Raw genomic sequence first — 13,288 nt, 5'->3', positions numbered from 1 at the left:
CTTCCCGGTGGAGCGGGCGGGCGCCCCGGTCGTGCCGGTCGCGCCCGCCCCCTCGCCGTGTCACTTGCCGGTGATCTCCTTGACGCCTTCGGCGTACGGCTTGGCGATCGAGTCGAGGACCTGGTCCGGCGACCTGGATCCGTTGATCAGGCCCTGGAAGCCGGAGACCAGCACGTCGTAGTAGCCGGGAACCGGCCAGTCCGGGTAGAAGGCCAGGCCGTCCTGCTTGCTGACCGTGTTGAAGTCCTCGATCAGCTTCCGGTCCTTGGGGTCGCTGATCTTCGCCGGGTCGCCGGCGACCGGGACGCCGCCGTTGTTGCCGATCAGGTCCTGGATCTCCGGACGCAGGGTGATGTCGATGAAGTCGTACGCCAGGCCCTTGGCCTTGCTGGTCGCCGGGACCACCCAGAGGTTGCCGGACGAGCCGGCGTGCAGGGTGTTGCCGGGGAAGAGGAAGGTGTCCCAGTTGGCCTTCATCTCGGCCTTGAAACGGCCGTACCACCAGCTGCCGGAGACGATCATGGGGGTCTTGCCGCCGATGAACGCGGTGCCCATGTCCTCGGCCTTCAGGCTCGCCGAGTTCTTCGCGACGTAGCCCTTGCGCACCCAGTCGGCGAAGGTCTCCGCGCCGGACTTGAGCGGGTCGGCCGTGAAGTCCACCGGGTTCTTGTAGAGCTGGTAGTTGTCGACGAACTGCCGGTCCGCCTTGGCCAGCGCCAACTGGTAGAAGAGCTGACCGGCCGGGTACTCGGCGCCGGCCATGCCCAGCGGGGCGACGCCCTTGTCGACGAAGGTGTCCATCGCGGCGGTCATCTCGGCCATGCTGGTCGGAACCTTGACGCCGTACCTGTCGAAGAGGTCCTTGTTGTAGTAGACGGTGACGTACTCGCCGTAGTTCGGCACGCCGAACCAGTTGCCCGAGCCCATCACGCCCTTGTCGCTGTAGCGGGCGGTGGTCTGCAGGCTGGGGCTGAGCTTGCCGGCCCAGCCGCGCTTGTCGGCCTCGGCGCTCAGATCGGTGAGCAGGCCCTGGGAGGAGAGCAGGCCGGCGGTCGCGTTGCCCTTGTTGTACTCCATGATGTCCGGGCCCTCGGACGAATTGATGATCATGCCGGCGTTCTGCTGGATCTGCTCGAACGCCTTGCGCTCGAAGCGCACCTCGACGCCCGGGTGCTCGGCCTTGAAGATCTCGATCGCGCGGTCCCAGGCGACCCCCATGGCGCTGTTGGCGCTCTCGTAGTGCCAGAGCTTGAGGGTCTTGGCCCCGCTGTCGTCCCCGCTGTCACCACCGCCGCACGCGGCCACGGTGGTCGTCGCGGTCGCCGCCAGGGCGATCGCGGCGACGATCCGGCGGAATCGCTGCATTGCTATCCTCCTCGTTGAGTATCTAGCCGGTACTGCACTGGGCCCGTCGTCGCGTTGCAGCGCGACGACGGGCCGTTTTCGCTGGTCAACCCCCGTCGGTCGGCGACCGCCCGGGTGCGTCCTGTGCCGGCCGTCGTGGCACGGCGGTCGATCCCCGGACCTCCAGCGCGCACGGCAGCAGCTGCTGGTGGCGCTCGTCGCCGGGACCGTCCAGGTGGCGCAGCAGCGCCTCGATCGCGATCCGCCCCATGGCCGAACCGGGCGACGTCATCGCGGTCAGCGCCGGGGTGGCCAGCTCGGCGACCTGCGGCGAGGTGACCATCGAAACCACCGAGACGTCGTGGGGCACCGACAGCCCCCGGCCGGTCAGCTCGCCGAGGATGCCGAAGATCGCGGTCTCGTTCATGGCCAGCACGGCCGTCAGCTCCGGGGCCCGCGCGAACGCGGCGGCCAGGGCCGCCCGCCCGCCGGCGGCGCTGTCCTCGGCCGGGATCATCACCGGCTCCAGGCCGTGCCCGGCCATCGCCGCGACGAAGGCGTCCCGGGTACGCAGCGCGGGGCCGTAGCCGCTGGCCAGGGTGGCGGCCGAGTGGTTGACGTAGACGATGCTCCGGTGGCCCAGGCCGACGAGGTGGGCGACGGCCTCGCGCACGGTCTGCTCGAAGTCGATGTCCACGTACGAGAGGGTGCTGGTGTCGCCGGTGCGGCCGATCAGGACCAGGGGAGTGCCGGCCTCCTGGAGCACGGTGACCCGCTCGTCGGCGAGCTGCACCTCCATCAGCACGACCCCGTCGAGCATCCGCTGGCTGGCCAGCCGCCGCAGGTCGTCGAGGTCGCCGCCACCGACGGGTGAGAGCACCAGGTGATAGCCGCCCGCGCTGGCCGCCGCGGCGGCGCCGGTGACGAAGGCGGTCTCGGTCGCACCCAGGCCGCGCTCGTCCATGGGCATCAGCAGGCCCAGGATCCGGCTGCGCCGGCTGGCCAGGCCCCGGGCCATCGCGTTGGGCTGGTAGTCGAGCTCGGCCACCGCGGCGAGCACCTTGTCCCGGGTGGCCTGGGAGATCGGGCGGGTGCCGGTGAGCACGTACGAGACGGTGCTGACCGAGACCCGGGCGAGGCGGGCGACGTCGTGCATGGTGGCCACCGCGCACCTCCTCCGGCCTGGCGTGGGATCGCTCCCGAATGATCGTCGAAACGTTTCGACGAAACGTTTCGACAGACGCTAGGCCACCTGTTACGGCGACGTCAATAGCCGATGTCGAGAAGAAGTCGGTGGTGGGTTCACCCCACGCCGCCCGCTACCTCGACCACCCCGAATCAGGTCAGGTCGAACAGGGCCGCGGCGCTGTCCCAGCAGACCGCGCGCAGCCAGTCGTCGCCGAGGTCGAGCCGGGCCAGCCCGGTCACCTGGTCGGCGTACGGGTAGGGGATGTTCGGGAAGTCGCTGCCCAGCAGGACCTTGCCGGCCAGCCCCAGCTCGCGCAGGCGCGGCAGCTCCTCCGTGGGGAAGGGCACGAACCGGTCGAAGAACGGGGTGAACGCCATGGTGGTGTCCAGCCGGACCCGCTCGTACGCCTCGGCGAGGTCCAGGAAGGCCCGGTAGTCCGGGGCGCCGAGGTGCGCCACCACGGCGCTGAGCCGGGGGTGGCGGGCGAGCAGCGCGGCGAACGGCTCCGGCCCGGTGTGCGTGGTCCCCACCGGTGCGTGCCCGGCGTGCACCACCACCGGCACGCCCGCGTCGGCGAGCACGCCCCACACCGGGTCCAGCGCCGGGTCGGTCGGCGCGAACCCGCCGACCTGCACGTGCACCTTGAACAGCCGGGCACCGCCGGCCAACGCCTCCTCCACGTACGCGGGGGCGTCCGGCTCGGGGAAGAAGGTGGCCGAGGGCAGACAGCCGGGGGTGGCGCGGGCGAACTCCAGCGTCCACCGGTTCAGCTCCGCCGCCATGCCCGGCCGGTGGGGGTACGCGAGCGCGCTGAACGCCCGTACCCCCAGCCGGCGCAGGTGCGCGACCCGGTCGGCGTCGCTCCACCGGTAGCGGATCGGCCACTCGGTGCCGACCAGCGGCCCGGCCGCGTCGAAGTACGCCCACACCCGGCGCAGCAGCCGCGGCGGCAGGAAGTGCACGTGCACGTCGGCCAGCCCGGGCAGCCCCAGCGCCCGCCAGAACTCCGGCACCCGCTCGTCGGCAGCCGGCGGTGACGGCCGAGCCGGATCGGTCATACGTCGATGTTGAACCGTTGCAGCACCGACGGGGCGATGAGGCCGGCGGTGGAGAGCACCGCGATCACGGTCAGGACGGCGCGCAGCACGACCACCTCGGTCTTGCTGCCGGTGCGCAGCGCGATGCTGTTCGGCAGGCCGATCATCGTCCACATGCGTCGGCGGATCGGGATCGGCCAGAGGATGGGCACCCCGGCTCGTGTGATCATGTCGCCGAGGATGTGCACGAAGCAGCCCACCCCCACGGCCGTGCCGATCAGCGGATAGCCCCGCCCGCCCGGCAGGTTGACGAAGGTGAACCAGGCCGCCCCGGCGGACGCCAGGGTCACGATCACCCAGCCGGCCCGCTCCGCCCAACCGTCGAACAGCCCGCGCAGGGCCAGGCCGAACATGAAGAACAGGATGGTGATCACCGCCCACTTGCCGTACGCGGCGCAGAGGGCGGTGGTGCCCCAGCCGACCAGCAGGGTGAACGGGATGGTGTGGGTCAGCGTCCGGTGCCCGTTGTTGCGCCGGGGATCCTTGCTCAGCTTCGTCGCGTAGTAGACGCCGAGCGAGATCTTCTCCATCACCTCGGCGACGAAGAGCGAGAAGACCCCGAACGTACGCGCCACCGTGGCGCCGCCCTGGTTGCGGGTCACCTTGCCCGACAGGTCGAGGTCGGGAAAGAGCGCGCCACCGGCGCACACCGCGGTGCCCACCGCCAACGCGAGCGGCGACTGCTGGTAGTCGGCGAACTGGTCCAGCGCCCAGGACCCGGCCAGCCATACCGCCGCGCCGGACAGCGCGTGCGACGGTCCCATCATCTCGGCTCACCCTCCCCAGGGATCTTGAGCGCCAAAACTACGCCACTGTAGTCAGGGCCAGCGCCGCAGGGGCATCACCCGGACGGTCCACACCGGACGGTGTCAGAGTGCGGGGGTGAAGCTCTGCCGGATCATCGGCAAGTATGTCGCGTTGACCTGCCAGTCGAACTCTTTTGTCAACCACGAGACGGTGTGGGCGCGCCCGGGCGAGGTGTTGGCCAGCAACCGGAAACTGTGCACCCGCTCGCCGGCCGCGTTCTCCCAGCCGCACTCCCAGATCGCGCCGCCCTCGAAGATGTCCAGCGCGGAGATGTCCACCTTGCGGTAGCCCGGTAGCGCCCCACCGCCGGTCAGCCGGGCCTCCTCGGCGCGCCAGTACGCCACCGGGTCGGGGCGGGCCGGGCCGGCGTGCCCGAGCAGGCGGAGACGAGCAGAGCGGTCAGGGCGGCGACGGCGACGCTGGCGCGGCGCGGGCGAATCGGCACGCCGCCCATCCCACCAGTTCCCCCTTATCGGGGCAACTTGACCTTACCGGGCCGCCGCGTCGCGCCGACCGCGTGCGGGCAGGTGGCCGGCTCGCGGGCGGCCGGTCAGCCGACCCGGGTGAGCAAGGTCACCGGCGCGCCGTCGCCCGCGTACCGGTAGGGCTCCAGGTCAGCGTCCCACGCGGTGCCGAGCGCCTTGTCGAGGGCGTGCGACAGCGCCTCCGGGGCCCGGGCGGCGAGCATCAGCGCCCGTAGCCGGTCCTCGCCGAGCTGGATGTCACCGGCCGCGCCGACGGTGGCGCGGAACAGGCCGCGCGCCGGCACGTACATGAAACGCTCGCCGTCGGCGCCGGGACTCGGCTCCTCGGTCACCTCGAAACGGATCATGGGCCACTGCCGGAGGGCAGCGGCCAGCTCGGCGCCCGTCCCCGGACGACCGGTCCACCCGCACTCGGCCCGGCGGGCGCCGGGGTCGACGGGCTGAGCCGTCCACTGCAGGTTGACCGGCGCGGCTAGGACGCGCGCGATCGCCCACTCGACGTGTGAGCACACGGCGAGCGGGGTCGAGTGGACGTATACGACGCCACGCGTTGGCACGGTGACCTCCCGGAGAGCGAGGTGCGTCTTCCCCTACGACCTCGTCCACCCAGGTGGCTGCTGCAACACATGATTACTCCTGTGACGGATGGTGCGCCAGGGAATCGGAAAATTCGCCGGCCGGAATAGCCGGACGGGTGGTCTCCGTTGCCTCTCAGGACACCGCGACGACCAGCCTGATGTCGTAGTCCTGTACAGTTCCATCGGCGGCTTGTGCCGCGCACAACTTCGCGGGCCGACCCGGTGGTCGCCCGCACACAGCCCCCGGACGTCCAGTCCTCCCGTACGTCTTGCAAGGAGTACCTCCGTGGCGAGCAACACCTCTAAGACCGCGCGCGCGTCCGTCCGGGCCGGCCAGGCTGGCCAGGGTGGCGCCCTCAGCGTGCTGGGCGAGTTCAAGTACCTCATCCCGCTCAACGGCGGCAAGCACGCCTACGTGCGGAACCTGACCAACGGCAAGACCGCGCACCTGCGCACCGACTCCGAGGCCTTCGTCGAGGAGATCCGGGTGCTGGCCGCGGCCGGCCACGCCGCCAAGATCCGGGCGGAGATCAACAACCTGAACGTCACCCACCCGGGTGACGGCTGGGACGCCACCGAGAAGCGCCTGGTCGAGGCCGGCGTCTTCGAGGGCTGAGCCCTCCCCCACCGCGACACCTCGAACCGCCCGCCCGGGACACCCGGCGGGCGGTTCCGCGTTCCCGCCCGGCCGCTGCGACCTGGACGCCCGGTGGATACAGCTCGGGCGAGCCCTGGTCAGGCCAGGTCCAGCAGGGCGACCTCGCCGGTGGCCAGGTCGTAGAGGCCGCCGACCACGGCCACCCGGCCGGTGGCGACCGGCCCGGCCAGCAGGTCGTCGTCGCGCAGGGTCCGCACCGTGCGCCGGACGTGCCGGCGGATCGCCAGCGGATGCACCGCCGGATCGTCCAGCCCCGCCTCGGTCACCGCCGGGGCGATCTCGTCCACCAGGTGGGCCAACGACCCGCCGGGACGCTCCCCGGAGCGCAGCGCGTCCACCGCGGCGCCCACCGCGCCGCACCGCTCGTGGCCGAGCACCATCACCAGAGGTACGCCGAGCTGGCCGACCACGTACTCGATCGAGCCGCACACCGCGCGGTCGAGCACGTGCCCACCGGTGCGGATCACGCAGATCGCGCCGAAGGTCTGGTCGAAGATCGCCTCCAGCGGCACCCGCGAGTCGATGCAACCAAGCACCACCGCGTACGGCTGCTGGTCGCCGGAGGCGGCCGCCGCGGCGGCCGTCACGTCGTGACCGTGCACCGGCTGGCCGCTGACGAACCGCCGGTTACCGGCGAGCAGCTCGGCCAGCGCGGCGCGAGGCGTGCCACCGGCCTGTCGCCCCTGCGCCGCCGGTCCGCCCGCGAGCGGTCCGGGCGCTGCCCCCGACGACCCCATGCCGTTCAGCTTGGCCCGCCGGCGGCGGCGACGGGCGGGGTCGGGAATGTTCGCCACAGCGCGATTGGCGTGGTGTCATGGCGGGTAGCCGGTGTTACCACCGGGTAGTCCGGTGCTGGTGATGCCGGACGGCCCTGGGAGGTGGCGATGCCGGAGCGGTTCGAGGTCGGGCTGCCAGACGGCGTGCGGTTGCACGTCGAGGCGACGGGGCCGGCGGACGCCCCGGTCACCGCCATCCTGCTGCACGGCTGGACGCTGGACGGGCGCAGCTGGCACCGGCAGCTCGACGCCCTCACCGAGTCGGCCGGCGGCGCGGTGCGGGTGGTCACCTACGACGCGCGAGGGCACGGCCGGTCCAGTTGCATGGCACTGCCGACCGCCACCCTGGCCCAGCTCGGTGACGACCTGGTCGCGGTGATCGACGCGGTCGCGCCGGCCGGCCGGGTGGTCCTGGTCGGGCACTCGATGGGCGGCATGACGATCATGGAGTACGCGCACCGCCAGCCCGCGCACTTCGCCGCCCGCACCGCCGGCCTGGTCTTCGTCTCGACCACCGCCGAGGGGCACACCCACACCGTCTACGGGCTCTCCCCCCGGATCGCCCGGTTGATCCGGCTGGCCGAGACGACCGGCGCCGGGGTCCTGGCCCGGTGCGGTTCGTGGCGGGCGCCCCGGGCGCTGCTGCGCGCGCTGCAACCGAGCATCCGGTGGATGCTCTTCGGCGACCGCTGCGAGCCTGCGGACATCCGGCTGGTGACCTCGGCGGTGGCCCGCGCCTCGCTGCGCTCGATCGGTGGGTTCCGCGCCTCGATCGGCGCCCAGCACCGGCTCGACACCCTCGCCGCGCTGGCCCACCTGCCGGCGGCCGCCCTGGTCGGCGACCGGGACCGGCTGACCCCACCGCCGTGCGCCGAGTCGATCGCCGCCGCCCTGCCGGCCACCGAGCTGACCGTCTGCCCGGGCGCCGGGCACATGCTGATGATGGAACGCCCGGACGAGGTGAACGCCGCGCTGACGGGTGTCCTGCGCCGCGTACTCGACGCGCCGGCGCCCCTCGCGCACGACGCGACGCCCGCCGGGATGGGTGGCTGACCACGTTCCCGCACCTCGGGCGCGGAGGGCCGGGCCGGGGGCCGTACCCTTCTGCGGTTGGCCCGCGCGGTTCGCGCCGCTTGCCGGCGACGTCAGAAGGAGCGTGCGTTGACCGACCAGACCGCCCTGGAGCAGGAGATCGCCGTCGAGCAGCGGCACCTCGACCGGGTGTACGCCCGACTGGCCGAGCTGCGGCGGTCCGCGGTCCGCGCCGAGCGGGACGGCTACCGGATGGCCCGGGTGGGCACGTTCGGCGCGTTGGTCGAGCGGGACGCGATGGTCTTCCACGCCGCGCAGCGGCGGCACACCCTCGACGCCGAGCACGAGGGCCTGGTCTTCGGCCGGCTGGACCTGCGCGACCGGCAGGTGCTGCACGTCGGGCGGCTCGGCATCCGCGACGAGGACGCGACCACGCTCGTCGTCGACTGGCGGGCGCCGGCGGCCGCCGCCTTCTACCAGGCCACCCCGGCCCAGCCGCAGGGCGTGGTGCGCCGCCGCACCATCCAGTCCCGCGGCGAGCGGGTCACCCGGATCGAGGACGACCTGCTCGACCCGACCGCCGCCCCCGAGGGGATGACGGTGGTCGGCGACGGGGCGCTGCTGGCCACCCTGTCCCGGGCGACGGGCCGGGGCATGCGCGACATCGTGGCGACGATCCAGCGGGAGCAGGACGAGGCGATCCGTTCGCCCGGCTCCGGCGTGACGATCGTCGCCGGCGGCCCGGGCACCGGCAAGACGGCGGTCGCCCTGCACCGGGCCGCCTACCTGCTCTACTCCGACCGCAGCCGGTACGCCGGCGGCGGCATCCTGGTGGTCGGCCCGTCCTCGGTCTTCGTCGAGTACATCGCCTCGGTGCTGCCCGCGCTCGGTGAGGACACCGCGACCCTGCACTCGCTGGGCACCCTCTTCCCGGGGATGACCGCCACCCGCACCGACCCGCCCGAGGTGGCGGCGGTGAAGGGTTCGCTGCGGATGCGCCGCGTGCTGGAGCGCGCGGTCCGCGACGCGGTGCCGGGTGGGCCGGGAGAACTGCGGCTGCTCTACCGGGGCCAGCTGCTGCGGCTGGACCGGGTCGAGCTGGACGGGATCCGGGACCGCGCCCTGCACCGGGGCGCCCGACGCAACGAGGTACGCCGGGCCGGTTTCGACGGGGTCTTCGCCGCGCTCTGGGCGCAGGCCCGACGCCTGAGCACCGGGCACCTGCCGGAGCAGCCGGCCTTCGAGGCGGAGATCGCCGAGCGGGCCGAGTTCCGGGAGTTCCTCAAGGCGTGGTGGCCGCGGCTGCACCCCCGGCACGTCCTCGACTGGCTGGCCCGGCCGGACCGCCTGCGCCGGTACGCCGGCGGGATCCTCTCCACCGCGGAGATCCGGTTGCTCAGCGCGGCGTACCGGGACCTGGACGAGGTCGGGTTGACCATCGCGGACGTGGCGTTGCTGGACGAGCTGGACGCGCTGCTCGGCAAGCCGGCGCAGCCGGCGCGGGCCCGGCGGGACCCGTTCCAGCTCGCCGGCGGGGTCCGCGAGCTGAGCACCTTGGGCGACCGGCAGCGGGCCGCACGCGCGGCGGCCCGCGAACGGCCGGAGGACTACCGGGAGTACGCGCACGTGGTGGTGGACGAGGCACAGGACGTCTCGCCGATGCAGTGGCGCATGATCGGCCGACGCGGCCGGCTGGCCTCCTGGACGGTGGTGGGCGACCCGGCGCAGACCGCGTGGACCGGTGATCCGGAGGAGCTGGACCGGGCCCGGGACCAGGCGCTGGGCCGGCGCAAGCGGCACGACTTCACGCTGACCACCAACTACCGCAACTCGGCGGAGATCTTCGCGGTGGCGGCGGCGGAGATCCGGCGGCTCTACCCCGACCTGCCGCTGCCGACGGCCGTCCGCTCCACCGGGGTCGACCCGGTCGAACTGGTGGTGCCCGCCACCGAGCTGGAGACCGCGACCGTGGAGGCGGCTACCGGGCTGCTGGCGGAGGTGGAGGGCACCGTCGGGGTGATCACGCCGGTCCCCCGCCGCGACGAGGTGGCCGGGTGGCTGGGCACGCTCGGCGCGCCGCGGTTGCAGGTGGTGACCAGCCTGGAGGCCAAGGGCATGGAGTACGACGGGGTGGTGCTGGTCGCCCCGAGCGAGATCCGGGCGGATCCGGGCGCCGGGGTGCGCACCCTCTATGTCGCGCTCTCCCGGGCCACCCAGCGCCTCACCACCATCGACCCGACCGGCTGACCTGCGGTGGCACGCCCCAGGTCGGTGGCCTGCCGTACACTTGCATACATAGCGATGTGAGCATACATTTGACCGGGTCCGGACGACAGCGGAGGGTGGTTTCGTGGGCGCAGGTCATGACCACCACCACGGGTCGGTCGCCAACGCCGCGCACCAGCACCGGGGCCGGCTCTGGGCGGCGTTCGGGCTGCTCGGCACCCTGATGGTGGTCGAGGCGGTGACCGCGTTCCACACCGGCTCGCTGGCCCTGCTCTCCGACGCCGGGCACATGTTCACCGACGTGCTCGGCATCGGCATGGCGCTCGCCGCGATCACCGCCACCCGACGGGCCACCGGCGACCCGCAACGCACCTTCGGGCTCTACCGGCTCGAGGTCCTCGCCGCGCTGGCCAACGCCGCCCTGCTCTCCGGCGTGGCGGTCTACGTGGTGATCGAGGCGATCCGCCGGTTCGGCGACCCGCACGAGGTGCTGGCCGGCCCGATGCTGGCGGTCGCCGCGCTCGGCCTGCTCGCCAACCTGGCCGCCTTCGCCCTGCTCCGCGCCGGTGCCCGGGAGAGCATCAACCTCCAGGGCGCCTACCTGGAGGTGCTGGGCGACCTGCTCGGCTCGGTCGGCGTGATCGGGGCGGCGCTGCTCATCCAGGTCACCGACTGGTGGTGGGCCGACCCGCTGGTCGCGGTCGCCATCGGCGTGTTCATCCTGCCGCGCACCTGGCGGCTGGGGCGGGCCGCGGTCCGCATCCTGGTGCAGGCCGCACCGGAACACCTCCAGGTGACCGCCGTACACGACCGGCTCGCCGCGGTGCCCGGCGTGGTCGAGGTGCACGACCTGCACGTCTGGACGCTCACCTCCGGCATGGAGGTGGCCTCCGCACACCTCACCATGGCGCCCGGCGCGGATGTCGGGATGGTGCTCACCGCGGCGCGCACCGCCCTGCACGAGGACTTCCGGATCGAGCACGCGACGTTGCAGACCGAGCCCGGCGCAGCCCCCGGGGCCTGCGGTTCCATCGAATGGTGACGACGTTTCAAGAACCTTGCTCTCTTTCGTCGGATTTATCCGTGACGACGTACGCACCGTCCGTCACATCCGCTGCACCGGCCCCACCGACCCCGGTAAGCTCGGTCCCGGTCTCCACCCGGCGGCGCCCTCCCGGCGCCGGTGGGGGCCGCCGCCTAATCGCCCGAGCGGGCGAACCGGGGAACCATGTTCCTGGGGTGCATCCGCGTCAGCGGTAGGGATCTTCCGTCCCGAACCCGTCAGCTAACCCGGTCGGCGGCTGACGGAAGGACATGCGTAGTGGCACCAGCACGACCACCCGCCAGACTGGCGGCCCTGATCGTCGCGATGTTCGCCCTCGGCATCGCGATCCCGGCCGGCGCAGCCTCGGCCGCTCCCCCGACCGGCCTGCGGGCCGCGGCGGCGCCCAACGGCGACGAAGAGGGCGGCACCCCGGCGCTACGGGCCCAACTGGAGGCCGCCAGCAAGGGCTACCTGGACGCCAAGCGCGCCCTGGACACCTCCGTACGGCGGCAGCAGCAGCTCACCACCCAACTGAAGACGACCGAGGCCGAGATGACCGCGCACAGCGGCAAGGTCGGCGAGATCGCCAGCCTGGCCTACCGCACCGGCCGGCTCGGCACGGTGTCGGCGCTGCTCAGCAGCAACACCCCCGAGGGCTTCATGGACCGGGCCGTCACGCTCGACGCGGTCGCCGCCAACGAGGACCGGGCACTGCGCGACCTGGTCGCCACCAGGGACGAGGCCAACCGCACCCGGGTCGCCCTGGACGGCGAGATCCGCGAGCAGCGCAAGCAGGTCGCGGTGATGGCCAAGCGCAAGGACCAGGCCGAACGGGCCCTGACCGTGGCCAACACCGCGCCCCGGACCACCGCCGACAGCGGCTCCAACCGGGGCACCTCCGCCGCCAACGCCAAGGCGGCGCCGCGCAACTCCGACGGCTCCTGGCCGTCCGAGTCGTGCAGCGTCAACGACCCCACCCCGGCCACCGGCTGCATCACCCCGCGCACCCTGCACGCGCTCAACCAGGCCAAGGCCGCGGGCTTCACCCGGTACGTCTCCTGCCACCGCTCCGGCGGCTCCGGCGAACACCCCAAGGGCCGGGCCTGCGACTTCGCCGCGCAGAAGAACGGCTTCGGCGGGGACGCCACCGGCGGCGACAAGACGTACGGCAACAACCTGGCCGCGTACTTCATCCGCAACGCCGACCGGCTCGCCGTGCTGTACGTGATCTGGTACAGGCAAATCTGGCTGCCCAGCAGCGGGTGGAAGTCGTACAGCGGGGCGGGCGGCGACCCGTCCAGCGACCACACCAACCACGTGCACCTCTCGGTGTACTGACCCACCGCGCCGGTGCCCCGTCACGCGGGGCACCGGCGCGCCGGGTACGTCAGCGGGCGTACCCCGGATGTCGCCGGTCGTCGGACGCTCCGGGCCGGCCCGGCGGGCAGCATCCTGGTATGCGACGGATCCCGCCCACCGCCCGCAAGGCGCTGCTCACCCTGCACCTGGTCACCTCGCTCGGCTGGCTCGGCGCCGACCTGACGCTGCTCACGCTCGGCGTGGCGGCGCAGCGCGGCGCCGACCCGGCCGCCGTCTACCCGGTTGCCGCGCTGATCGGCACCGTGCTGTTCGCGCCGCTGAGCGTGCTGGTCTGGCTGATCGGCGTGGTCAGCGCGCTGCTCACCCCGTGGGGCCTGCTGCGCTACCGCTGGGTGCTGGTCAAACTCGTGATCACCACGGTCATGGTTGGCCTGGTGCTCTTCCTGCTCACCCCGAACCTGCGGCACGCCGGCGCGCTGGGCGCCGCACTGCCCGCCCGGGACCGCGCCGACCTGGTGATCGCACCGGCGGTGTCGACCGGCCTGTTGATCATCGCGACGGTGCTGTCCACGTACAAGCCGTGGGGGCGGCGACCGGCGGCACGGCCGACGGTCGCGAGCCGGACCAGCCGTGATCGCGCTACGACCCGGATGTAGTGGTCTCTCCGATGCCGGCAGGCCACTACATCCAGGATCGAGCGCGATCTTGGCGCGGGCGCGGGGCGTGGGGCG

At 72.8% G+C, this 13,288-nt stretch carries 13 protein-coding genes and 1 riboswitch; of the genes, 6 read left to right on the top strand and 7 right to left on the bottom strand.

What is annotated here, in order from left to right; all coding sequences use genetic code 11:
• Positions 1 to 60 precede the first annotated feature (60 nt).
• From DKT68_RS23320 to DKT68_RS23295, 6 genes are all read right to left on the bottom strand, one after another.
• Entirely contained in the window at positions 61 to 1,365 is a 1,305-nt protein-coding gene (locus tag DKT68_RS23320; RefSeq protein WP_109819528.1) for an ABC transporter substrate-binding protein, read from the bottom strand.
• A gap of 85 nt (positions 1,366 to 1,450) precedes the next feature.
• Positions 1,451 to 2,500 (bottom strand): LacI family DNA-binding transcriptional regulator, encoded by a 1,050-nt coding sequence (locus DKT68_RS23315; protein WP_236647044.1) that lies wholly within the window; start codon positions 2,498 to 2,500, stop codon positions 1,451 to 1,453.
• A gap of 182 nt (positions 2,501 to 2,682) precedes the next feature.
• Positions 2,683 to 3,591 (bottom strand): amidohydrolase family protein, encoded by a 909-nt coding sequence (locus DKT68_RS23310; RefSeq protein ID WP_109819526.1) that lies wholly within the window; start codon positions 3,589 to 3,591, stop codon positions 2,683 to 2,685.
• Positions 3,588 to 4,397: a metal-dependent hydrolase gene (locus DKT68_RS23305; protein ID WP_109819525.1), complete on the bottom strand. Its 810-nt coding sequence runs from the start codon at positions 4,395 to 4,397 to the stop codon at positions 3,588 to 3,590. Before DKT68_RS23305 ends, DKT68_RS23310 begins: the two co-directional genes overlap by 4 nt.
• A 102-nt stretch (positions 4,398 to 4,499) precedes the next feature.
• Positions 4,500 to 4,781 carry a hypothetical protein gene (locus tag DKT68_RS23300; RefSeq protein ID WP_109819524.1) on the bottom strand — a complete coding sequence of 94 codons (282 nt, stop codon included), beginning with the start codon at positions 4,779 to 4,781 and terminating at the stop codon, positions 4,500 to 4,502.
• Between the two features lie 206 nt (positions 4,782 to 4,987).
• Complete coding sequence (locus DKT68_RS23295) at positions 4,988 to 5,479, bottom strand: DUF3145 domain-containing protein (RefSeq protein WP_109819523.1); 492 nt, start codon at positions 5,477 to 5,479, stop codon at positions 4,988 to 4,990.
• 307 nt (positions 5,480 to 5,786) lie between these two features.
• Between DKT68_RS23295 and DKT68_RS23290 the strand changes: the two genes are divergently transcribed.
• Positions 5,787 to 6,116: a hypothetical protein gene (locus DKT68_RS23290; RefSeq protein ID WP_109819522.1), complete on the top strand. Its 330-nt coding sequence runs from the start codon at positions 5,787 to 5,789 to the stop codon at positions 6,114 to 6,116.
• Positions 6,117 to 6,235: 119 nt separating this feature from the next.
• On the opposite strand, the gene DKT68_RS23285 is transcribed toward DKT68_RS23290, so the two are convergent.
• Positions 6,236 to 6,952, bottom strand: coding sequence for a carbonic anhydrase (locus DKT68_RS23285; protein WP_236647042.1), 717 nt, complete (start codon positions 6,950 to 6,952; stop codon positions 6,236 to 6,238).
• Positions 6,953 to 7,042: 90 nt separating this feature from the next.
• Between DKT68_RS23285 and DKT68_RS23280 the strand changes: the two genes are divergently transcribed.
• From DKT68_RS23280 to DKT68_RS23260, 5 genes are all read left to right on the top strand, one after another.
• Positions 7,043 to 7,987, top strand: a complete 945-nt coding sequence (locus DKT68_RS23280) for an alpha/beta fold hydrolase (protein ID WP_109819540.1) — start codon at positions 7,043 to 7,045, stop codon at positions 7,985 to 7,987.
• Between the two features lie 108 nt (positions 7,988 to 8,095).
• A complete protein-coding gene (locus tag DKT68_RS23275; RefSeq protein WP_109819521.1) occupies positions 8,096 to 10,213 on the top strand; it encodes a HelD family protein in 2,118 nt (705 codons plus the stop codon).
• A gap of 103 nt (positions 10,214 to 10,316) precedes the next feature.
• Complete coding sequence (locus DKT68_RS23270) at positions 10,317 to 11,234, top strand: cation diffusion facilitator family transporter (RefSeq protein ID WP_109819520.1); 918 nt, start codon at positions 10,317 to 10,319, stop codon at positions 11,232 to 11,234.
• Between the two features lie 142 nt (positions 11,235 to 11,376).
• Positions 11,377 to 11,508, top strand: a riboswitch (cyclic di-AMP (ydaO/yuaA leader).
• A gap of 5 nt (positions 11,509 to 11,513) precedes the next feature.
• On the top strand, positions 11,514 to 12,575 hold the full coding sequence (locus DKT68_RS23265) for a coiled-coil domain-containing protein (RefSeq protein WP_201749163.1): 1,062 nt from the start codon (positions 11,514 to 11,516) through the stop codon (positions 12,573 to 12,575).
• Positions 12,576 to 12,694: 119 nt separating this feature from the next.
• Positions 12,695 to 13,213: a hypothetical protein gene (locus DKT68_RS23260; protein ID WP_109819518.1), complete on the top strand. Its 519-nt coding sequence runs from the start codon at positions 12,695 to 12,697 to the stop codon at positions 13,211 to 13,213.
• Positions 13,214 to 13,288: the final 75 nt, after the last annotated feature.

Origin of the sequence: Micromonospora acroterricola, from assembly GCF_003172955.1 — a bacterium.
In the GTDB taxonomy this organism is placed as follows: domain Bacteria; phylum Actinomycetota; class Actinomycetes; order Mycobacteriales; family Micromonosporaceae; genus Micromonospora; species Micromonospora acroterricola.
This window is presented reverse-complemented; position numbering and strand designations above follow the sequence as displayed.